Below are 20,991 nucleotides of genomic sequence, written 5' to 3'. Positions count from 1 at the left end.
GGAGCTGAACGACTTTCTCACAACCTCAATACATGCTAAAATAGTAAATCAGACAAAATAAGGAGAGTTATAAAAAAAATGACAAATGCTCTTGAGATAAATGACTTGAGAAAAATCTATGCGACAGGTGTTGAAGCACTGCGAGGCATCAATCTAACGGTTGAAGAAGGTGACTTTTATGCACTGCTAGGACCAAATGGCGCAGGGAAATCGACAACGATCGGTATCATCACTTCATTGGTGAATAAGACTTCAGGAAAAGTGAAAGTATTTGGCTATGATCTGGATATAGATTTAGTACGAGCGAAACAACAAATCGGTTTAGTTCCCCAAGAGTTCAACTTCAATCCGTTTGAAACAGTACAACAAATCGTTGTCAATCAAGCGGGTTATTATGGTGTTTCTCGTAACGAAGCATTGAAACGTAGTGAGAAATACCTCAAACAGTCTAATTTATGGGAGAAACGAAATGTTCGTGCGCGGATGCTTTCAGGTGGGATGAAGCGTCGTTTGATGATCGCCCGAGCATTGATGCATGAACCTAAATTATTGATTCTTGATGAACCGACAGCAGGTGTCGATATTGAATTAAGAAGAGAAATGTGGGAATTTCTACGTGAGTTGAACAATGCAGGCACAACAATCATTTTGACGACCCATTATTTGGAAGAAGCAGAAATGCTTTGCCGTAATATCGGGATCATCCAATCGGGTGAGTTGATTGAGAATACTTCTATGAAAGCATTGCTGTCCAAATTGCAATTCGAAACGTTTATCTTTGACTTAGCACCTTATGACAAAAAGCCAGAGATCGTTGACTATACGAGTGTTTTAGAAGATGAACGCACGCTTGCGGTCGAAGTAGAGCGTAATCAAGGCGTGAATGGAATCTTTGAACAGTTAAGTGCGCAAGGAATCAAAGTATTATCCATGCGTAATAAGTCCAATCGTTTAGAAGAACTATTCTTGAAAATTACGGAAGAAACCTATCATGTGGAGGCAACGAAAGAAAATGTTTAATCTTTATTTTACTGCATTAAAAAGTTTAGCAATCAAAGAAACCAATCGCTATATGCGTATCTGGGTACAAACCTTAGTACCACCAGTGATCACTACGTCCTTGTATTTTATCATCTTCGGAAAAATGATCGGTGGACGGATCGGGGATATGGGTGGCTTTTCTTACATGGAATTTATCGTTCCAGGATTGATCATGATGTCAGCCATCACAAGCTCTTATTCAAATGTTTCTTCCTCGTTCTTTTCACAAAAATTCCAAAAGAACATCGAAGAGATTTTAGTTGCGCCCGTACCAACACACGTCATCATCTGGGGATTTGTGATCGGTGGATTAGGCCGAAGTGTCTTGGTCGGTGCTTTAGTCACAATGATTTCTCTGTTTTTTGTTCCATTACATGTCTATTCATGGACGATCGTTGTATTGACGCTATTGATGACCGCCATCTTATTCTCTCTTGCTGGCTTGATCAATGGGATTTTCGCGCAATCTTATGATGACGTATCCATCGTACCAACGTTTGTGTTACAGCCGTTGACTTACCTTGGTGGAGTCTTCTATTCGATTTCAATGTTGCCACCGATTTGGCAAGCCATCTCAAAAGTGAATCCAATTGTTTATATGATCTCAAGTTTCCGATATGGTTTCTTAGGCACGACAGATGTACCGATCTTTGTTTCAATTGCAATCCTTGTGCTGTTCATCGTTGTGCTTTATTCAACGTGTTGGTACTTGATCAACAAAGGTAGAGGGTTGAGAAGTTAATAAGCTGACCGCTCCTCTCACAACCTGGATAAACGGTGTTCAAAAGCCAACTCCTTCAATAGTAAGTCGAAAATTGAAAAAATATGAGAAGCTATTTTCCCAATTTCCGCCTTACTATTCGGAGCTGATCGGCTTTCTCACAACCTGGATAAACGGTGTTCAAGGAGCAACACTTCGGTCATAAGCCAGAAAAATCAAAAATGAAAGAGCCATTTTCAATTTCCCTGTCTTATGCCTTAGTGCTGACCGCTCCTTTCACAACCTCTTTGCTTCTTTTTCTTTTTCCTAGTATAATGGCAACAATGTTTTTGATGGAACTTTGCATATAGCGAAATGGAGTGTACTTAATGAAAGATAATTTTTGGGCTGAATTACCTACGCCCTTTTTTGTATTAGCACCAATGGAAGATGTGACAGATGTGGTTTTTCGGCATGTCGTCCAAAAAGCCGGCGCGCCGGATGTGTATTTCACCGAATTTACCAACTCAGATAGCTTTTGTCATCCAGATGGCAAAGAAAGTGTCAAAGGACGTTTGACATTTACCGAAGATGAACAGCCAATGGTGGCACATATTTGGGGAGATAAACCGGAATTTTTCAGAGAGATGAGTATCCAACTAGCTGAAATGGGCTTTAAAGGAATCGACATCAATATGGGCTGCCCGGTACCTAATGTGGCAGAACGAGGAAAAGGCAGCGGGTTGATTTTAAGACCTGAAGTTGCGGCTGAATTGATCGAAGCTGCCAAAGCTGGAGGGTTGCCGGTAAGTGTGAAAACGCGTATTGGTTATACGGAGCAAGCAGAGATGATTGATTGGCTCAGCCATTTGTTAAAGCAAGACATTGCGAATCTTTCTGTTCATTTGCGAACACGTAAAGAAATGAGTAAAGTAGAGGCGCATTGGGAATTGATTCCTGAAGTCGTAGCCTTGCGTGACAAAATCGCACCGCAAACGAAATTGACGATCAATGGCGACATTCCTGACCGCCAAACTGGGCTCGAATTAGCTGAAAAATATGGTGTAGACGGAATCATGATTGGTCGAGGAATCTTTAAAAATCCATTTGCCTTTGAAAAAGAGCCAAGAGAACATTCAGCAGAAGAACTGATTGATCTATTACGTTTACAACTAGATTTGCAAGATCATTATGCAAAAGAAATCCCTCGTTCGATCACTGGATTACATCGCTTCTTTAAAATCTATGTCAAAGGGTTTCCAGGGGCAAATGATTTACGTGTACAATTGATGAACACGAAATCTACCGATGAAGTTCGGGCACGATTAGATGAATTTCAACATAAAACTGAATAAACAGTTGAGTCGTGATAAAAATGAACATCAAAAAAGGCCGTAGCATCCGAAAATATTTCGATATTTTTAGATGTTACGGCTTTTTTTGTGGCAGATTCGCTTTATGGCAAGCTTTATTCTCTTGTAGGAGATAGCGGATGTTTCGATTATATATTTCACGACAAACTGATAGTGAGTGAAAAATGATAAAAAATGAATGGAAAGGGATGAAAAATGAAGAAAATTTAATGTAACTAATGTTATTTGAGCGTTTTATTTTATGACATAACAAATTTAATGATATCCTAAAATTTATCAGATGATAAAAATTTATAGAACAAGAATTGAGTAGGTGGATGTCATGAAAAAAGTCATTGTAACAGGTGCAGGAGTGGCAGGATTAAGTGCAGCTGTACGTTTGCAAAAATTAGGCTATGAAGTAACACTGTACGAAAAAGAAAGTGGTCCTGGCGGCAAAATGAACCAAATCAAAAAAGATGGGTTCACGTTTGATGTCGGCCCGACGATCGTGATGATGCCTGAAATCTATCGCGAAGTGTTTGAATTTTGTGGAAAGAACCCGGATGACTACATTCCGATGGAAAAAGTTGATCCGATGTTGAAGCTTTACTTCAATAAAGAAGAACCACTCGAGTTTTCAAATGATCTCATTGAATTGACTAAGACACTCGAAGCGATTTCGCAAGAAGATGCGCAAGGCTATTATGCGTTTCTAGCGGATATCTACAAGCGTTATAACATAGCCAAAGAGGCATTTATTACTAAATCCTTTCGTGGTTTTTGGGATTTTTATAATCCTAAATCACTTTGGGCAGGGATTCGTCTCAGAACATTTAGTGACGCATATTCATCGATCGCTAAATTTGTCAAAGATGAACGATTGCGAAAATCATTGGCGTTCCAAACCCTATACATCGGTGTTTCCCCATACCAAGGCCCGTCGTTATACACGATCATCCCAATGATCGAACTCCTCTATGGGGTTCATTTTATCAAGGGAGGTATGTATACTTTAGCGACCTCACTAGCCAAATTACTAGAAGAATTAGGTGGAACGATCCATTATAATACACCCGTTGATGAATTGATCATTGAAAATAAAGTGGCAAAAGGTGTTCGAATCGGCCAGGAACGAGTGGAAGCAGATGCGGTCGTTTGTGGCGCAGATTTCCCTTATGCGATGAAAGAGTTGATCCCTGATGAAAAGAATCGTGGGAAATATACAGATAAGAAAATCGATAAGATGGAATACTCTTGTTCGTGTTTCTTACTTTATTTGGGATTAGATAAAAAATATCCAGGGAATTATCTCCACAGTATTTACTTTGCTGATGACTTCAAACGAAATATTGATGATTTGTTTGAAGACGGTCGGTTGCCTGAAGATCCATCCTTTTATTTATACCGCCCGACGATCATGGATGAGTCACTGGCACCAGAAAATCATGAAGGGCTATATGTGCTAGTTCCAGTTCCGGAACTTTCAAAATATGAAGATTGGTCAGAAGCAAAAGTCCAAGAATACCGCCAAAAAGTATTGACGTTGTTAAAAGAAAAAACGGACTTTACGGATATTGAAGAGCATATCGTGTCAGAAAGTTATTACACACCAAAAGATTTTGAACAACATTTCAATGCGTACAATGGGGCAACGTTTGGCTTGAAGCCAACTTTAAAACAAAGTAATTACTATCGCCCTCATAATAAATTTGCTTCTGCTGAAAATCTATATTTTTGCGGCAGCAGTACACATCCCGGAGCTGGTGTACCAATCGTTATGCAAAGTGCCAAGCTTGCGGTAGAGGAGTTGGTTAAAGATGACAAAAACTAATCAGGAATTGTTTGAAAAACACGCGGAAGATTTTGCATATTGTGAAACAGTGATAAAAAAATATTCAAAATCTTTTTATGCAGCGTTTTCTCAACTTCCTGAAAAAAAAGCAAAAAGTGTCTATGCCATTTATGCCTTCTGTCGCTTGGCAGATGATACCGTTGACTTAGCACATAGCGAAGAAAAGTTGTTGGCATTAAAACAGCAATTAGATGCCTTTGCATTGGGGGAAATTCCTGACGAACCCATTTGGCGTGCCTTGTCAGTTGTCTTTTCCGTTTACCCAATGAATTTGGCGCCCTTTTACGACATGATCGAAGGTCAAAAACAAGATCTAGTCTTTACCCAGCCAGAAACGTTTGCCGACTTAGAAGACTATTGTTACTATGTCGCAGGTAGTGTCGGCTTGATGCTATTACCTTTACTATCTGATCAAGCAGAAGAGATCCAATCGCCAGCAAAACTACTGGGTGAAGCGATGCAGTTGACGAATATTTTACGGGATATCGGTGAAGATAACCAAATGGGACGGATTTATTTGCCAAAGGAAATGATGCGTGATTATGGTGTGACAGAAGCGATGTTGCATGCAAGTAAACCTACTAAATCACTGATTGATCTGTGGGAAGCAGTAGCCAATGAAGCAGAACAAAAATACGAAGCTTCTTTTGCGATGCTTCCTTTGATCGATCCAAATTGCCGCTTGGCACTAACTGCTGCTGCGATGATCTATAAAGAGCAATTAACAGTGATCAGAGAAAATCATTATCTGATGTTAGATCGTAAGAACTATGTCAGTCAGTTAAGAAAAGTCCAACTACTAAGAAAAGCAAAAAAAGATGTCGAAAAACGAAAAGATGATTCACATCAATCAACTTTATAATTGGCCATGCTAATCTTAGTAATCTGATGAATCAAAAAAAGAATGAGAAATCGCAGAAATTGTTGTTGCGAGCGCTCATTCTTTTTTTTGCGGGTAACATTACATTTTAAACGGCGAATACACTGTTTATTTCATTTTCATCACTAGTATAAATAACATTTCAATTTAGTTATCTAATTTGTTTAGGGTTGGCATTGAAATGTTTCTCTTGATAAAACGTTAGTTATTATAAATAAATGTGATATTCGTGCGAAAATGATGGTAAGATTAAAATAAATAGCTATTTTTTAGCTTTATCACATTTCGATCATAGAAGCTCTTTCTATAAAATCCTTGAGTTCAAGTTTCAGTGAAAGGGGTCAGGAGTGAAAAAATGGAAGTATGGGAAATCGTTGAATTTGTTAGAAAGCAAAAAGGAATAACGATCGCAGAACTTTGCGGGGAGGAAGCTAGTCGTTCTGTTTATAAACGCTTTATTCAAAACAAAGCAGATACGACAGTCAGTAAGTTGACTTACTTTTTGAAAAAACTCAATTTAGACTACGATGAACTACAGTTATTTAATTTTCCAAATGATTTATCCGAGGTTAATCGATTGATGCAAGAAGCGGTAGTGGCTTTTGAGAAAAAAGATAGTTTGGAATTACATAGTATTATCATGTTGTATGAAACAGAAGAACCTAGTACACAAAGAGAACGTCATCTGGTCAGCCTTTGTCGCTTGATGATCGCACAATTAAAAGAAGAAAAAATCGACGTATTGTCTTCAGAAGTTTATCAATATTTAATGAAGGCGCAGACATGGACACGTTATGAGATTTTTTTATTTACCAATTGTATGTATGCGTTTCATTCTAAATTTATTGATTTGATCTTAGAAAAATCGTTTCTGAGTTTGGCGGTCTACGAAGAAAATCGCAGTGGACAAAGTGAGACGTTTCGTATGTTGGCAAATGGCCTCATTCTATTTATTAAAAATCAAGATCGCCGTCTGATTTGGAAATATGGGGCAAAACTGGAAGAATATTTCCTTGAAGAAGAACTATATTATGAGCGAAACTTGCAACTGTTTTTGCAAGGCGTCTGGTACATCATCAAGGGAAATGAAAAAGGAAAGTATCACGTGAAAAAGGCATTAGCGGTCAGTTGCTACTTGGATTCAAAGCAACAATATCAGAAAAAATACGAACTGTTACGCTTTGTGGAGCAAATTTATCGCGTTGACTTTGGACTAAAGAGTGAGTTGCCAGCGCCAGATCATCAAATGTCATTATAAAATAACTAATCCTATACGGAAATAATTGTGCGTATACGACGAAGATTAACCTTATTCGGCGTATTATATTTTGACCAGTTAAAAATCAAGTATGATAAACTAGTCAAAAAAATTTTTTAGGAGGTTACACAATGGCAGGAGTAATTGCAGTCACACCCGAACAACTGAAGTCACAAGCACAGGTTTATTCACAGGCAGCATCTCAGATCCAGGAAGCAATCCGCAAAGTCAATTCAATGAACCAACAAATCAGTCAACAGTGGAAAGGGCAAGCGTTTCAAGCCTATTTGGAACAATACAATCAGTTAGAAGGCAACGTGCGACAAATGGAAGAACTTCTTGAAAGTATCAACCAACAGTTGAACAAATATGCTGATACTGTCGCAGAACGCGATCGTCAAGATGCCGGTTCGTTTGGCTTTTAACTTGAGCAACAAATCGAAGGGAACTGTAACTAGTTACCTAAGATCCCTTATCAACCCATTTTATGTGAAATAAAATACAATCAATAACAGCATCTCAGCTATAGCCTAAAAAAGGATATGACAGAAGTGCACAATTTCAAGAAATAAGCGTCAAAATCCGAAATCAGCTAGCTCTTTTTGGATTTTGACGCTTATTTTAAAAGAATGACTTGCGCTGTACATACAGGTACAAGTGACTTCTGGAAAAAATCCTTTTTCAGAGGAGGATAACCATTTGAAAAATCGATTGAAGCAAAAGCAACCTTTTATTCTTGCAATCTTTGCAAGTCTATCTTTGCTTCTTTTCTTTGCTTATATTGGATTTGAAGAAAAGAGTATCATCACGAGTAATGCTAGTCCGACATCAAAAATGCAATATGTTTTAGTGAACGAAGATCGAGGCGCAGATTTTGAAGGTCAGCAGTACTTATTAGGAACAGATTTTGTGACATTGATCAATAAAGATACTACAAATCGTTGGGAAACTACGACACGCAATATTGCAACAGCAGGACTAGAGAATGGCCAATTCGATGCAAAAATCATTATTCCCCAAGATTTTTCGGAAAGACTATTATCTTTACAAAGCATCAATCCAGAAAAAGCGATCATCGAATATCAAGTGCGGGATGGACAAAATGAAATCACGAACCAAATGATCGAAGAACAGGTAAATCAGATTTTAACAAACTTCAATCAACGTGTCGTACAGATGTATTTCTCGAGTATTGTAGGGAATCTATCTGAGGCACAACAAAATGTGAACAAAATGACCAACACGCACAGCAGCTATCAACAAAATCTGGAAAATACGATTTACCAACCATTCAAAAATATTCCAGACAATTATGCTAGTGTGCTGGATACAACGAGTATCTTGGAGAAAACTAATAGTACATTCAACGCCCAACAACAAGCCTTTGTAGATTCAGTGCAAACTCTTTTAGATCGCAATAATACAAGTTTGGAAGAAACACATCAAGAGACAGAAAGTGTCCAGGAGACGATTGTCGACTATACAAAAGAAGCAAATGAAAAAATCAACGAAGCAATCGAGCAATTCAATCAACAAGTCGATGTACAAAAAAATCAATTAGCCGCTCAATGGGAAAATGCAACGATTGATTATACCAACCAACATGATTTGTTCAATGATGCGATTTTAACTCAGTTTAGCAATTTTTATACATCAAATGAGCAAAACAGTATGGGCGTGTATTGGGATTTTTTGACTCAGGCAACGGCTTTTCAAACGAATCAACAGGCACGCATTGAAGAGATCCAACAACAAATTACCGAGTTGGAAAGTCAGGTCGAGCAGTTAGAACGATTAAAAGGACAAATTGCCAATGCCTATTATAACGATCCGACAAGTACACCTGAAACTGCCACAGAAGATCAAGTCAAACATGCAATCATCAAGTTGATGACGAATCAAAGGAATGAACCGAAACTAGATGGCGCGTATCAATCAGTGATTGAACAAGCCTTGCCGCAAATACCAACAGATAGTTTGGCTCAATTATTAGCTGAATTACAAAACCAAGCAGTGATCAGTCAGGATCAGGCGGCGATTTTTAATGATGAGTTAACGATCGTGACACGTTATGCCAATGATTTTGATCAACCAATCGGGAGTGAAGCTTCTTTTGCTTATCTTGAACCAAGGGCACAACATGAAGCAAACATTTCTTTACCTACAGCCTATCAACAGATTTCAATTGATTTAAATCAAGAAACGGTTCTCTCTATACAAACAGAAGAGCAATATGGGGCGGTCACTTTTGATCCAACACATGATTTTACAGAAATGGAAAATGACTTGAATCAGTTGTTGGCACCCTACAATTATGAAACAGCGATTCGAATAGATACAGACCATTCTTTGACGATCCTAAAGCCTTGGGTGATTGAGCCGGAGGAGGAAACGGAAGAGGGAGATCATCGTTTAGAAAATCCTTCATTGCCAGAGACATTGGCTTTTGAAATAAAGATTCCTTTGAGCTGGCAATTGACTCCAGAACAGCAGACGACTTCATACAATCAGGTGTTTTACACATGGATGATCAATGAACGTGTACAACAGACGAATGAATACTCGGTTTATCTTCCGATGGATCAGCCTTTGATCGATGATGTGCCACAAATATTGGAGTTGTTTCAACTGCTGAGTACCACTGCACAACAAATTGTTACGCTATTTGGTGCACCCCACCACTCTATAACGACACCCGCATACCGACTGATGATCGATCAACCAGAAAATATAGGGAAATCCCTCATTGAATTAGCTGATTCTCGGTCGATCTACTGGCTTTACAACAATCTTCAGGAAAGTGATAAGCCTTTGATGATCAGTGAACAGCTGTACCAGGAATATAAAAAAACAGGAGATCAATTGTATGGCGACACAGAGAATCAACTCATTGCTTTACAAGCGGTCATTGGTTCCCCAGGGACGAGAGAGTCCGAAGAACAAAAACCAACTTTGTACGGTACGTTGCACCTTATGACGTTACCACAAACGTTTGTGGAAGAAGCAGACAAATTAAATCAGTGGTTTGCTTCTGCGAATCAACATATCCATACAGTTTACACCGGTTGGCAACAAACGGCACAAATAGAAGCGGAATCTGTCATCACAGAAGGAAATCCACATCCTAAAGAAAATGAATACGCGATGATTGAAGCTCGTACAACCAATCTAATCGAAACGATGCAAGGATTGATGGCAAGTTCAAAGTCAGCAGCTGAAGTTACCGGACAATCTGCGGCGGAAGTAGCTGATATTGCTCCGACGATCGAACAACTTAAAGAGTCGACGGTCGAAGTACAGGACAATGCAAACACTATTTTAAGCAATCTAAGTTCGTCTCTCGATGAATCGGCACAGACGATTTCAGAAAATCAACTATATGCTGAAGCATTTAGTGGCGTCCTTTCAAATACAAGGAATGGTGGAGCAGACAATCCACATGTCTTTAATTTTCTTGCCAGTCCAATTTTAGGGCAAGTAAGTTTTGGTCAAACAAGACAAAGTTCATTGACTCCATACTATGTGACGCTGATCGGTGGGTTTACGATCCTGTTAGTATCCTTCCAATTATCTAGCGTGATGAAAAAACGAGTCGTGTCTTCTGCCGATTTATTGGTTACGCCAAACCGTCTATGGAAAAACATACCCAATATGGTGGCTATACTCAGCGTGACGTTTGTGCTATCGCTTATTTACAGTATTTTAACGACCACAGTATCAGGTGCTGCGCATTCTTTTATTTGGTTCATTTATGCGTTTTTAGTCTTTGCCAGTGGACAATTGGTTCTTTTAGGGTTCATGCGTCAATTCAAAAAGATCACGTTGTATCTATGTGGTGGGATTTTTGGCTTGTTCTTCATGTTGACCCCTTTGTTGGGCGTAGCGATCAAAAATGGTTCGTTAACGGAAGTACTCTACCGTCTGTCACCTCTACAGAATGTTCAAAATGGGTTTACCGTATTGATGAATGAAGGGGTCATCGGTTGGGGAAGTTACCTACTCCTGATTCTCTTCCTTTTGTTTGGAATCGTACTGAACTTTATTGTCCGACCGGAAGAAAAGAAAGAGCAAGCAAGTGAATAAACGGAGGGATCAGATGGCTCAGAAAAAAATAGGACGACTGCTCTTTTTATTAGGACTATTACAGGTTTTTAGTCCAAACAATCCTACAGTTTTTTCAGGTACGCTCACGATCAATAATCAGGTGATCTACCGAGAGAGTGAAGGCGTTGAAGACAATGAAACAACCTTTATACTGCACGATTTATTTTTAGCAGATAAAACAAAATTAGACCAAGAGCGAATTGAGCAAGAAAAGCAACAAATCTCTACTGCTCAAACTCTAGTCTTTGTGGCAGAAGAAACCGGTCAGCCACAAGTTTTTGAACATACGGTTACACCCAAATTGTTTAAAGAAGAGCAAATGTCTGTAGGGCATCAATTGTCAGCGAACCCCAATCCCACAACTGCCCACGGGACAATTGTTTCTTGGCTGTTACTTCTATTGGGGAGTATTTTACTGGTTAGTGGGGGCGGTTACTTAGGGAAAAAGTTTTCACAACAGAAATACAAAAATAATTAAAGGACTGTTGTAGTTGGAAAAAAATCAAGCAATCGGTATTAGTTTACAAGTCAAAGAAGAAATCATTGATTTGCAAATTCCGATCCAAGTAACGATTACACGATTGAAAGAATTATTAAAAGAAGCTTTAACGCAAAATGGTTCGTCACTGCCTGATACGTTCGATTTAGTCGTATTGAATAAACCAATCCGCTTAAAAGAAGAGGCCTATGTAGCGGATTACCCATTAAGTGAAGGCGATCATTTGCTGATTCATGAATCTCAACAAAAAGCGGAGGAACGAACGTGAGCCACATAAAAGATATTTCTGAGACGATCATCATTGAGACAACAGCTGATATGGTAGAAGTAACACTGAATGCGAAACAGTACCAGTTGGATCGCCTAGAACAGTATCAACTATTCTTAGCACAAAAAAAACATTTACTTTCTGGACGGATCGTAGAGTCTTCAGAAGAAAAACTAGTCATTCAGTACCAAAAAAGTAAACAAATCTATTCTTTGCAAGAATGTCTGAAACGAACAGAACTTTTTCAACGATTATTGCTTGCACAAAAAATCAGTTTCTTATCCGAGTTTTTAACCAGCCCCATCCAACCTTTCATCCATCCGGCAAATCTATTTTTATTCGGGGAAGAAATCATCGTAGGGCATCGGGGGTTTGCGCATTCAATCATTCCTTATGAAGCAACCGAAGAAGAATTTTTGAAGCAATATCGCGCGTTGATTCTAACGATTTTACATCCCAAGTACGATTATGAGCAATTGATTGAAGGAAATGGCACCTTGAAGGATGAGCTTTCGAAGCGAATCCAAGGAGCAAATAGTGTCGCAGAAATTGATCGCATGATCGGCGAACAGGTCGTGCAACAAAAAGCAAAGCGTGCGACTGAAATCCAAATGGTGAACAAAAAAAGCTACCTTGTTTTTAAATGGGGAACACTGATATTAGGAATTTTAACAATCGGTTTAGCGATTACGACAGGTATCTATGCGTTTGATCGACTTCCCGCACAAGAACGGATCAGCTCGGCTGAAACGCAGTACATTGCCAATAATTATGCAGGGGTCTTAACAACATTAAAGGATGATAAACCTGAAGATCTTCCTAATGGTGCCCAATACGTCGCTGCAGTCAGCGCAATACAACTGGATAATTTGTCCAATGAACAAAAAACAGCGATATTGAACAACATTTCCCAAAAATCAAATGAAAATACCTTGCTCTACTGGATCTACATCGGGCGGGGAGATTTTGATCGATCCTTAGATATCGCACAAAATCTCGGTGATAATCAATATATTTTGCATGCCTACACCAAATTATATGACGCCACAAGAGCAAACAATAAAATGAGTGGCCAGAAGAAGCAAGAATTACTAATCAGTTATGAGGAAGAAATCAATAAGTACTTAGAAATTTTAGAAGGCGGGACGGATAGCAATGAAGCAAACTAAGCCAATTTCAATGACTGATCAAATCCAACATTCCGTTTCGGTTCTTTATGATCTATTTTACTTTGGTTCGACGTTTAGTCATAAACAAATGACAGAAAAAATGAATCAAGTAATGATTGAAAACCGCACGATTTCCTGTGAAGATGGACAGCTTTTTTGTGAAGGAGAATTAGTCAGAGATGAGAAGTTTCTCCTAGTTCAGCATGAGCAATTGAAAACGGTTGTCGTCAATAAACCGAGGGGAAGTATCTACCTATCAAGGGCAAAAGACTCGGCAATCTGGATCGATTCTGACGCGTTGGTTTTTCTTGATTACGATAGTAGTCTCGAGGACTATCAAGTGAAAATCTATCCTAGTGAAGCAAAGATCTATTACAATCACCAACGTGTAAAAAAAGGTGTCTTTCCATTTTCTGTAGGCGATCAATTGATCATTGACTATCTGATCATTGAGATGCGTGAGAAACAATTGAAAATCACCGATCTGAAAAATCAGCTACGGTTAGACCCTTGGCAGTTGCTGGAAGAACCCTATCTTTCCGAGTATCCAGCAAACTTCCCCGCATTCAGACGTAGCCCAAGAATCCACTTGAAGGAGCCAAAAGAGAAAGTAGCGATCCAACCCCCTAAGCAGAAATCTGCTGAAGGAAAGAACGAATGGTTGAAAACGATCGTGCCACCTTTAGGTATGGTTGTTCTAAGCGGTGCGACAAGTTTCTTGAGCGGAGGTAATCCAGTCATGCTCATCAGTATGGGTGGGGCTAGTTTACTGACAACAGGCTTTTCTGTTTCGAGTTATTTTACGAATAGAAAAGAAACCAACAGAAAAAATCACGCGAGGGAAGCGCATTATCGTCAGTATATGATCAAAAAAAAATCGGAGCTTAACGTCTTACAGCAAACACAAAAAATAGCTTTGGAATATATGAATCCTTCACTGGATGAACTAGCATTGATGGCAAAAGATTACCATTCACGGATCTATGAACGGATGACAGTAAATGAGGATTTTTTATCTGTCCGTTTAGGGATCGGCGAGATCAACGCCAGCTTTCAAACAAGCTACCAACTGACAGAAGAGGATGAATTAAGCAATGAAGCATTTGAGCATCTCAATAGCCCGTATAAACAACTGGAAGATGCACCGATCATTGTATCACTTTTGGAACAAACAGTTGGTTTAGCAGGAACGCCTAATATTTTGCGAACAGCATTACAACTCCTTCTCTTCCAGTTATGCGTATTGCACTCCTATCGAGATGTTGAGTTCATTACACTGATCCCATCAGAAGAATACGAACAACATTGGCGAGAATGGCGTTGGTTGCCCCATGATAAAATTCGTTCGTTAAATCTGAGAGGCATTGTCCATACGCCTCAAAGTCGAGATATGGTTTTGAATTCCTTTTATCAAATAATAGCAAAAAGAAAACAACAAGTTCGTGAGGCTGGAAATGAGAAAGTCCACTTCCAACCGCATTATGTGTTTTCGATCCTGGATGAAAGTTGGTTAGCAGGTCATGGATTAAACGAATTTTTGGCCGAAAATTTAGGAGAGTATGGAATTACGGTCATCTGGGGAAAAGAAACATTGAATATGTTGCCAGAAACAACAACGACGTTAATCGAATACCAAAGCAATGAAGCGGCAACGTTGATCAATCAAAACAATGAATATGTAAATCAGCGATTTATTCCGAATCATTTGCCGACAACTTATCCAATCGAAAAAGCGATTCGGCGTTTGGCTAATCTCCATCATGTGGAAGTAGAGAAAAATGCCGTACCTGACAGTTTAAGTCTACTGGATCAGTATGAGGTCAAGACAGTTGAAGAACTCATGATTTCAAATCGTTGGGCTTCGGCTGAACCGAATAAATCTATTCGGTCATTGATTGGCTGGCGCGGGAAAAAAGATTTCGTTTATTGGGATCTGCATGAACGAGTCCATGGCCCGCACGCTTTAGTTGGAGGTACGACTGGTTCAGGGAAATCCGAATTTTTAACGACTTATTTGATCGGTTTAGCAATCAATTTTTCGCCAGAAGATATTGGCATGTTGATTATTGACTGGAAAGGTGGCGGCATTGCCAATACCTTAGACCATTTACCGCACTTTATGGGAGCAATCACCAATTTGGACGGCGCTGGAACTGCGCGAGCCTTGGCAAGTATCAAAGCAGAGCTGGCAAAACGACAAAGAGAGTTTGCCAAATATGGCGTAAATAATATCAACGGCTATATGTCTTTGTATAAACAAAGAAAAACGCCTAAGCCAGACGTTGTTTATCCGCAAAAACCATTGCCTCATTTGATCCTAGTTTCCGATGAATTTGCAGAGCTTAAAGCCAACGTGCCAGAATTTTTAGACGAACTCACCTCGGTTGCCCGGATCGGACGTTCATTAGGTGTTCATTTGATTTTAGCCACTCAAAAACCTTCTGGCGTAGTCAACGATCAGATCGAAGCCAATAGTACGAGTAAAATCGCTTTGAAAATGGCGAGTATCCAAGATTCAAATGAACTACTCAAAACACCGGATGCGGCACAAATCGTAAACCCAGGAAGAGGGTATTTGAAAGTTGGCGAAAATGAAGTGTATGAATTGTTTCAAAGCGGATATGCAGGAGTGCCTTATGACCCCGAACAATTAATCGAAGAAGTGATCGATGAACGGATATTTAAAATCAATGAATTGGGACAGCTGGAATTGCTCTATGATCCAGATGTCGAAGTTGTCCAAGGAAAAGATACTCGAGATCTGCCGACACAATTAGAAGCAGTCATTGATCGAATCAAGACAACTTTTGCTGCTTCTGCCTACAAGTTACCAGATAAACCATGGCTACCGAACTTGGAGAAGCAACTCGTTACCCCAAAAGTGACACAGGCGGAAGACCGCAATCTAGCAATCCCATTTGGGTGCTTAGATATCCCCTCGGAACAAAAACAATTGAATCATACTTTCAATCTTGAAGAAGCCAGTCATACACTGATCGTTGCCAGTCCAGGGTATGGGAAATCGACACTATTGCAAACCCTTGTGATGAATCTTGCTCGTCAAAACACCCCTGAAATGATTCACTTTCATTTAATCGATTTTGGGAATAACGGCTTATTGCCACTCAAAGAATTGCCGCATGTCGCAGATATTGCAACCTTGGAAGAAGATGAAAAATTGCAAAAAATGCTCGGGCGAATCGAAAAAATACTGGCTGAGCGAAAAAGTTTATTCAAGCAAGCTGGAGTCGCTAATCTCACACAATACGAGACAAGAACAACAGAAAAATTACCGATCTTAGGAGTCATTCTCGACAGTTATGATGGATTGAGCTTAGAAGATAAGCGTAAAGATAGAATTGACGAAGTGTTGCTTCAATTACTACGAGATGGCGCAAGTTTAGGTGTCTTTCTTGTGATGACTGCAAATCGAGCAGGTAGCATCCGAACCAATATGATGAGCAATATTGCAACGAAGATCGCGATGTATTTAAACGATGAAAATGAGATAAACATGGTCATGGGCAGAAATGCTTTAACCTCCGAAGCAATCAATGGTCGTGGGCAAGTCTTACTGTCTACGCCAACCACTATTCAGTTTTATCTCCCAAGTAATGGAAAAAATGATGCCGAACTACTTCAATATTTGGAAGAAGAAATCATAGAGATCAATCGAGCATGGACAGGAGAACGCCCTGACAAAATTCCAATGGCACCAGAAAATCTAACTCGGAAAAGTTTCACTTCTTACCTTGTGCAAGCCGATGAAAACAAACTGTATTTGGGATTGAATAAAGCCACCTCATTAGTAGAATCTTTCGCCTTATTCCAGAGTCTGCGATTAGGGATCTTTTTCAGCAGCAATAAGCAATTCCGTGCAATGATGCCTTGGTTGCTTCAACAAATCTGTCAAGAACGTCAAGGAGAAGTGGTATTGATTGATGCCAATGGCACACTCGAATCAGCGAAGGCGGGTGTTTCACTCTATTTGGACCGTTCATGCCTTACGAAAGAACCAACAGGCCTAAAAACGGCACTAGAAGCGCTCTTAACAAATGAAACTTGCAAGAGGCTCGTTATTATCAATGGTATCGCGGACCTAGTAGGGAAACTAACATTGGACCCTGAAGAAGTAACTGCTTTATTAAGTGGAGGAAGCGATCATTTACAATTTATCTTTATCGATAACATAGCGAAAGTCGGCAATACATTTGGCGGAATCACTACGTTCGTAAAAGAAAATATCGATCAGATTTTATTTGGTGGTAGTTTACAAAACCAATTATTCATTGAAAATCTTTCTTACCAAGAAAAAAACGCAATAGTTGCTAAAAATGTTCTACACAGTTTGAAAGATGATCAATTGGAAGCCATTGTGTTTCCTACGGAGGAAGAAGTATGAGAGAAGAAATGATCACAACGTTTTTGCCACTAGGCAGTATTGTCAGACTAGTAGGAACAGAAGATGATCAACTGCTGTATTTCATCGTCGCTCGTGCCATTGCCAAAAATGAAGAAGAAAAAGTCATCTCGAGATATCGTGTAGCACCTCATCCGTTTGGTGATGTGCCAAGCCAAGAAGTCTTTTCTATCCAAGCTGACCAAATTACAGAGGTGTTATTCGAAGGATTTCAAAATCAAGCCGATGAAGAATTTTTAGATGACTTGTTAAGGCAACTTAAAGATGCGCAAAAGCATCCATTGCCTGTACAAGAAGAACCATCTGCACCGATTGCAGAAACCGTTGAAATAAATGAAGAAGAGAGATTAAAAGAAGATCCATTTTATCAATTTAGATAAGGAGAAAACAGATGCCGAAAATCGCTTCTCAGGAATCCACTGCAACAGCAGCCGTATCAGGAATAAAAAATGTTTCTGTCAGTAGTAGCAAAACAAGTTCTTTAAACAAGAGTACGATCAGCAGCATGAAAACAGGTGTAGAGGTCAGTAACAAGCTACTAAATGATATTTCAAATCTAGTCACCTGTGTCAATGAACAAGCAAACAAATTCCCCCAACTCGCTCAAGCAATTGCGGTCAGAGATAGTCAATCAAGGTTCAAGTAAGGAGTCAGTATGGAAAATGAACAATTGATAGCTGAATATGATCGTAAAATCAGCAATAATGAGCAACGATCGGAGCGTCTAAGCAAAGAAAAACAACAGTTAAAACAATGTATCCATCATTTAGAGATGGATATGCGAAAAAGCTTTCGAGAAATCCAACGATTCACAGAAGAATCAATCTCCCAAGGAAGTCAAGCAGCTCGCTGGGAGAAAAATGAGAACGAAGGGAAATCAGCTTACTTCACGCGGCTAGTAGAAGAACGACAGCACCAACTGGACCAAGAATACTTAAACGGTGTGCTCAAGCTTGAAGAAGAACGTACAGCCCTTCAGAAAGAAAGGAATAAACGATGGGATTAATCTATTCAGCCAGTGAATCTTCGAACTTAATAAGTAATATGACCACTAATTTATCACTTGCTCGTACAACGATTGACCAACTACGAACAGGTAGCCAACAAATTGTTCAAGCAGTTGACGGAAAAACACTCTCCGGAGCAGCTTATCAAGCCGGTAAAGGACTGTTTTCTGAATTGATCATTCCTACAGTCAATCGGGTAAACAATGCGGTACAAGGAATTCAGTCAGATCTGAATCTTTACTCCGCCGCGCATCAAATCGTTTCTAGTGAAGGATACTTGGACGAAGAGAATTTAAGCGGACAGATTCGTGCTAAATCATTTGCTAAACAATCGATTGAAAACAATGCGCAGACGATCAGACACATCGCTAATATAAGCATCTTACCAGGCATCACAGAAATGCTGACCGACTTCCATCGCAACCTGATGAGAATGTCAGACAGCCTACAAGAAGACATCTACAAGTTGCAACGCAAACAGCAAAAACTCAATGCCTTTAACTCTCAAACCAGTGGACTGTTCAACAACAGTCTACTGGAATTAAAACTTGCCATGCAAAGTGTCTTAGTTCTGAATCAAACCACCGTAAAGGCAGATGGAAGTTATACATTGCCGAAAGGGGTGGATGGAAGTTGGTTTGAGAAGTACAAACCAAACGGACAGACATTGCTGGAAGAATCTTCAACCAATGCCTTCTTAGAACTGTATGGGGAGATTGAAAAATTAGTTCAACCTCTAAAAGAAGGGAAAACCGATGCAATCAAACGACTTGAAATGTTGGTCAGCAATTATCCTGATGCGTTGGTAAACAAGCTGGCATCCAACGATGAATTTTGGATGCTTACCAATTATCTACCTTCAGGGATGAAAACTAAATTGTTTAACTGTCTGACAAAATACGAAATGTTCGGTAAAACTGTTGCTCAAGGAAAATGGCTTCCTAAAATCGACACGATAGGCAAAGCCTATCAAAATTTCACTAAATTTACCTCTCCCGTAAAAACCTATGTCAGTGAAGGTTTGAAGAACTCCCATTTGATACAAGGAGCTAAAAAATGGGGTGTCGCCAAAGGATTAGGAACGGCAGGCCAAGTAGCTACTTACGCGCAATTAGGAGTCACTTTCGCAGCAAATGCTGTGAATGAATATGGAAAAACAGGAAGTATTGGTAAAGGAATAATAGGCGGCGGAATAGAGGTGGTGAAGAGTATTGGTCCGTTAGAGGGAATGACATTAGGTGCGGCAGTCGCGGGGCCACTAGGGGCTGTAATAGGCGGAGGTGTTGGACTAGGAAATAAGATTTTCCAACTTTTTAAGGTAAATGCCTATGATAACAGTAAAGATTGGAGTTATAAATTATATGATAAAGCTACAGAGAAAGTAGGAAAAGGGATTAAACAAAGTATAGATATAGTGAAATATGTATTTGAGGACATTCAACAGCCGGGAAAAACAATAGGGAGGGCGCTGTCTGTGTTGAAAATGCCAAATGTTAATTTGGGTGGGAGAATAATATGAAAAAAATATTCAATGCGACATTTGAACAAAGTTTAAACTTATTGGATGATAAGTTAGTCGATTATATGATAAGAGATACTGAGGGACGGCCATTATATAATGGCAAAAGAAAATATTTGTTATTGATTTTATCGATAATTTTTATTGCTTTCCAGTACGGTTTAGTTATTCTTACTCAACATATGATTGATAATCCTGACAAAGATAGCTTTTTTCCACCAGCAGAGATAAATTTTTTATCAGTAAGTATTTTTTGGATAGTTCTTTTTATCTATTTATTTATCTGGCTATATACAAAATATAAAAATAAGAATAATGCTAGTACAAAGATTTTCATTACAATGAACACTTGTAATAATTATCTTATTTGGTTAATACTTACAATAAATTTATTTTTCATTACTTTATCGCTTAACGTATTAACTTCTATTGGTATGCTAATCGTTTTGCTTTTATTAACTATAGTAGGCTATATCGTTATTAGAAGTAAATATAATTCCTTAAATATAAAAATGCTTAATATAAAAAACAAAGAAAAAAATAAGCTCGATGATTTTATAGAAAAAATCATAAAAATCGTGATGAATTACGGCTGGATAGTGGTCATAATAGTTATGATTTGGAAATTTATTTTCCCTAGTGGGGATACACCTCGTACAGATATGATCGGTTTTATTAACATTTTTGCTATGTGGATAGCGTTTAATATTGCAGTGATTGTCGTCGAAGCTTATCTATTCTTCCCATATCTATTACACGGTTACTATAAACACAAATACTCAGAAGAATACCGCAATCTGGAAGGGCAAACACAATTAGAATGGTACGGAGAGAAATATTTTAATAAACATATCAAAGGAACTGATAAAGAAGAAAAAATAAAAACATAATGAGTAGACATTAGAAATGAGATTAGCTT

General features: G+C 38.9%; 17 protein-coding genes. All 17 read left to right on the top strand.

Annotation, left to right across the window (positions count from 1 at the left end; genetic code table 11):
• Positions 1 to 78 precede the first annotated feature (78 nt).
• The 17 genes from DOK79_RS05100 to DOK79_RS05020 all read left to right on the top strand — a co-directional run bounded on the left by DOK79_RS05100 (position 79) and on the right by DOK79_RS05020 (position 20,962).
• Positions 79 to 1,020 (top strand): ABC transporter ATP-binding protein, encoded by a 942-nt coding sequence (locus tag DOK79_RS05100; protein ID WP_206853062.1) that lies wholly within the window; start codon positions 79 to 81, stop codon positions 1,018 to 1,020.
• Complete coding sequence (locus DOK79_RS05095) at positions 1,013 to 1,783, top strand: ABC transporter permease (protein WP_206853064.1); 771 nt, start codon at positions 1,013 to 1,015, stop codon at positions 1,781 to 1,783. Before DOK79_RS05100 ends, DOK79_RS05095 begins: the two co-directional genes overlap by 8 nt.
• A 347-nt stretch (positions 1,784 to 2,130) precedes the next feature.
• Positions 2,131 to 3,096: a tRNA dihydrouridine synthase gene (locus tag DOK79_RS05090; protein ID WP_206853066.1), complete on the top strand. Its 966-nt coding sequence runs from the start codon at positions 2,131 to 2,133 to the stop codon at positions 3,094 to 3,096.
• A 340-nt stretch (positions 3,097 to 3,436) separates the two neighbouring features.
• Positions 3,437 to 4,927, top strand: coding sequence for a phytoene desaturase family protein (locus DOK79_RS05085; RefSeq protein WP_206853068.1), 1,491 nt, complete (start codon positions 3,437 to 3,439; stop codon positions 4,925 to 4,927).
• Complete coding sequence (locus DOK79_RS05080; RefSeq protein ID WP_206853070.1) at positions 4,914 to 5,810, top strand: phytoene/squalene synthase family protein; 897 nt, start codon at positions 4,914 to 4,916, stop codon at positions 5,808 to 5,810. Before DOK79_RS05085 ends, DOK79_RS05080 begins: the two co-directional genes overlap by 14 nt.
• 373 nt (positions 5,811 to 6,183) lie before the next feature.
• Positions 6,184 to 7,086 (top strand): Rgg/GadR/MutR family transcriptional regulator, encoded by a 903-nt coding sequence (locus DOK79_RS05075; protein ID WP_206853072.1) that lies wholly within the window; start codon positions 6,184 to 6,186, stop codon positions 7,084 to 7,086.
• 131 nt (positions 7,087 to 7,217) lie between these two features.
• Positions 7,218 to 7,511, top strand: a complete 294-nt coding sequence (locus DOK79_RS05070; RefSeq protein WP_019722716.1) for a WXG100 family type VII secretion target — start codon at positions 7,218 to 7,220, stop codon at positions 7,509 to 7,511.
• A gap of 274 nt (positions 7,512 to 7,785) precedes the next feature.
• Positions 7,786 to 11,169: a type VII secretion protein EsaA gene (gene esaA / locus DOK79_RS05065; protein ID WP_206853074.1), complete on the top strand. Its 3,384-nt coding sequence runs from the start codon at positions 7,786 to 7,788 to the stop codon at positions 11,167 to 11,169.
• 13 nt (positions 11,170 to 11,182) lie between these two features.
• A complete protein-coding gene (locus DOK79_RS05060) occupies positions 11,183 to 11,668 on the top strand; it encodes a hypothetical protein (RefSeq protein ID WP_206853076.1) in 486 nt (161 codons plus the stop codon).
• A 13-nt stretch (positions 11,669 to 11,681) separates the two neighbouring features.
• Positions 11,682 to 11,957: a type VII secretion protein, YukD family gene (locus DOK79_RS05055; RefSeq protein ID WP_206853079.1), complete on the top strand. Its 276-nt coding sequence runs from the start codon at positions 11,682 to 11,684 to the stop codon at positions 11,955 to 11,957.
• On the top strand, positions 11,954 to 13,126 hold the full coding sequence (gene essB / locus DOK79_RS05050) for a type VII secretion protein EssB (protein WP_206853084.1): 1,173 nt from the start codon (positions 11,954 to 11,956) through the stop codon (positions 13,124 to 13,126). Before DOK79_RS05055 ends, essB begins: the two co-directional genes overlap by 4 nt.
• Complete coding sequence (gene essC / locus DOK79_RS05045) at positions 13,113 to 17,528, top strand: type VII secretion protein EssC (RefSeq protein ID WP_206853087.1); 4,416 nt, start codon at positions 13,113 to 13,115, stop codon at positions 17,526 to 17,528. Before essB ends, essC begins: the two co-directional genes overlap by 14 nt.
• Positions 17,525 to 17,926 (top strand): DUF4176 domain-containing protein, encoded by a 402-nt coding sequence (locus DOK79_RS05040; RefSeq protein ID WP_206853089.1) that lies wholly within the window; start codon positions 17,525 to 17,527, stop codon positions 17,924 to 17,926. The genes essC and DOK79_RS05040 overlap by 4 nt, the downstream gene beginning before the upstream one ends.
• An 11-nt stretch (positions 17,927 to 17,937) precedes the next feature.
• On the top strand, positions 17,938 to 18,192 hold the full coding sequence (locus DOK79_RS05035) for a hypothetical protein (protein WP_206853092.1): 255 nt from the start codon (positions 17,938 to 17,940) through the stop codon (positions 18,190 to 18,192).
• A gap of 9 nt (positions 18,193 to 18,201) precedes the next feature.
• Entirely contained in the window at positions 18,202 to 18,552 is a 351-nt protein-coding gene (locus tag DOK79_RS05030; protein WP_206853094.1) for a hypothetical protein, read from the top strand.
• Positions 18,543 to 20,072, top strand: a complete 1,530-nt coding sequence (locus DOK79_RS05025) for a hypothetical protein (protein WP_206853096.1) — start codon at positions 18,543 to 18,545, stop codon at positions 20,070 to 20,072. The genes DOK79_RS05030 and DOK79_RS05025 overlap by 10 nt, the downstream gene beginning before the upstream one ends.
• The gene (locus tag DOK79_RS05020) at positions 20,069 to 20,962 is read left to right on the top strand and encodes a DUF4176 domain-containing protein (RefSeq protein WP_206853098.1); all 894 of its coding nucleotides are present in this window, start codon (positions 20,069 to 20,071) and stop codon (positions 20,960 to 20,962) included. The genes DOK79_RS05025 and DOK79_RS05020 overlap by 4 nt, the downstream gene beginning before the upstream one ends.
• The last annotated feature ends 29 nt before the right edge of the window (positions 20,963 to 20,991 follow it).

Origin of the sequence: Enterococcus sp. DIV1094, from assembly GCF_017316305.2 — a bacterium.
GTDB lineage: Bacteria > Bacillota > Bacilli > Lactobacillales > Enterococcaceae > Enterococcus_B > Enterococcus_B mangumiae.
The sequence above is the reverse complement of the archived record's forward strand: the minus strand, read 5'-3'. Positions and strand labels throughout refer to the sequence as shown.

Excerpts from the sequence above, each read along its gene's own strand:
- DOK79_RS05090 (WP_206853066.1), top strand. The coding sequence starts at position 2,131 with ATGAAAGATAATTTTTGGGCTGAATTACCTACGCCCTTTTTTGTATTA.
- DOK79_RS05070 (WP_019722716.1), top strand. The coding sequence starts at position 7,218 with ATGGCAGGAGTAATTGCAGTCACACCCGAACAACTGAAGTCACAAGCA.
- DOK79_RS05100 (WP_206853062.1), top strand. The coding sequence starts at position 79 with ATGACAAATGCTCTTGAGATAAATGACTTGAGAAAAATCTATGCGACA.
- DOK79_RS05080 (WP_206853070.1), top strand. The coding sequence starts at position 4,914 with ATGACAAAAACTAATCAGGAATTGTTTGAAAAACACGCGGAAGATTTT.
- DOK79_RS05060 (WP_206853076.1), top strand. The coding sequence starts at position 11,183 with ATGGCTCAGAAAAAAATAGGACGACTGCTCTTTTTATTAGGACTATTA.
- DOK79_RS05040 (WP_206853089.1), top strand. The coding sequence starts at position 17,525 with ATGAGAGAAGAAATGATCACAACGTTTTTGCCACTAGGCAGTATTGTC.
- DOK79_RS05035 (WP_206853092.1), top strand. The coding sequence starts at position 17,938 with ATGCCGAAAATCGCTTCTCAGGAATCCACTGCAACAGCAGCCGTATCA.
- DOK79_RS05025 (WP_206853096.1), top strand. The coding sequence starts at position 18,543 with ATGGGATTAATCTATTCAGCCAGTGAATCTTCGAACTTAATAAGTAAT.
- DOK79_RS05095 (WP_206853064.1), top strand. The coding sequence starts at position 1,013 with ATGTTTAATCTTTATTTTACTGCATTAAAAAGTTTAGCAATCAAAGAA.
- DOK79_RS05020 (WP_206853098.1), top strand. The coding sequence starts at position 20,069 with ATGAAAAAAATATTCAATGCGACATTTGAACAAAGTTTAAACTTATTG.
- DOK79_RS05085 (WP_206853068.1), top strand. The coding sequence starts at position 3,437 with ATGAAAAAAGTCATTGTAACAGGTGCAGGAGTGGCAGGATTAAGTGCA.
- DOK79_RS05075 (WP_206853072.1), top strand. The coding sequence starts at position 6,184 with ATGGAAGTATGGGAAATCGTTGAATTTGTTAGAAAGCAAAAAGGAATA.
- essC (WP_206853087.1), top strand. The coding sequence starts at position 13,113 with ATGAAGCAAACTAAGCCAATTTCAATGACTGATCAAATCCAACATTCC.
- DOK79_RS05030 (WP_206853094.1), top strand. The coding sequence starts at position 18,202 with ATGGAAAATGAACAATTGATAGCTGAATATGATCGTAAAATCAGCAAT.